Raw genomic sequence first — 1,108 nt, 5'->3', positions numbered from 1 at the left:
TGCTGTATGAAGCTCTTCTCTATATTTCTTTGCATCTTGATAAGCCTGTTCAGTATCTCTGCTTTTTCTTTAGAATCTAAAACGTTCTGCGTTTGGGATCCTGTTGGCCGAAGTGGCCCAGTGATGACATTTTATTCCGACGTTATTCCACGAGCTCAAGCCTGGGGATTAAAGCTCAAATTTGTCGCCTACACCGAAGAAACCGATGTTGTTAAGCAATTTAAGGCTGGCAACTGCGAGGCTGCCGTTCTTACGAGCATCCTGTCGCGCCAGTTTGTTAAGTTTGCCGGCACAATGGACGCAATTGGAGCAATTAACTCAGAGAAAGGGCTTGAGCTTGCTATCGCTACGCTAAGCCGCTCTAGGGCTGGCAAGCTGATGATCGAAAACAATTATGAGGTTGTAACAACCTTCCCTGTTGGTTCGATGTATGCCTTTGTTAAAGACCGCTCGATTGACACAATTGACGAATTTTCTGGTCAAAAGATTGCGATTTTGAATAATGATCCGCAAATGTATAAATTTGCAAGTTTATCTAAGTCCAAACCTGTCACGGTAACACTATCAAACTTTGCAGATAAATTTAAAACCGGCGAAGTTGATATTGTGATCATGCCCGCTCTTGCCTACAACACCTTTGAGCTTTACGAGGGTCTTGCAGATAAAGGAGGAATTATTGATTACCGGCTATATTACGGAATGCTTCAAACCATTGCTCGTCGTGATCAGTTCCCTGAGGATTTCGGGAATAAAATGCGAAACTACATGCTGACACGAATGAAAGCGATGAACAAAATGGTAGTTGATGCCGAAGAGGAAATCCCCAAGCACTACTGGATTAAAACTAATCAATTCGTAAAGGATGAGATTGATCACTTCAGTAAACGCATTAGACTTGCCTTACAAGACGATCAGATCAACAACCCTACCGCACTGAAGTTATTCTGGAAAATTCGCTGCCGTCTAGACCCTTCTCGTGGCGAATGCAAAGCACCGCCCAAGGTGGTTAGCAAACGCGTCAAAAAGAACAACATAGAGAAGCAAAAGGCCCAAGCAGACGCAGCTGCTAAAAAGAAGCTCGAAGCCGAGCGCATCGCTCACGCAAAAA

1 protein-coding gene is annotated in these 1,108 nt (G+C 44.0%); it reads left to right on the top strand.

Annotated features, from left to right (window positions below):
• Positions 1-123 precede the first annotated feature (123 nt).
• Positions 124-1,108 (top strand): putative solute-binding protein (locus A3756_RS20780; RefSeq protein WP_156490651.1); only part of this gene is annotated, 985 nt, incomplete at its 3' end.

The organism is Oleiphilus sp. HI0086, assembly GCF_001635225.1.
The sequence above is the reverse complement of the archived record's forward strand: the minus strand, read 5'-3'. Positions and strand labels throughout refer to the sequence as shown.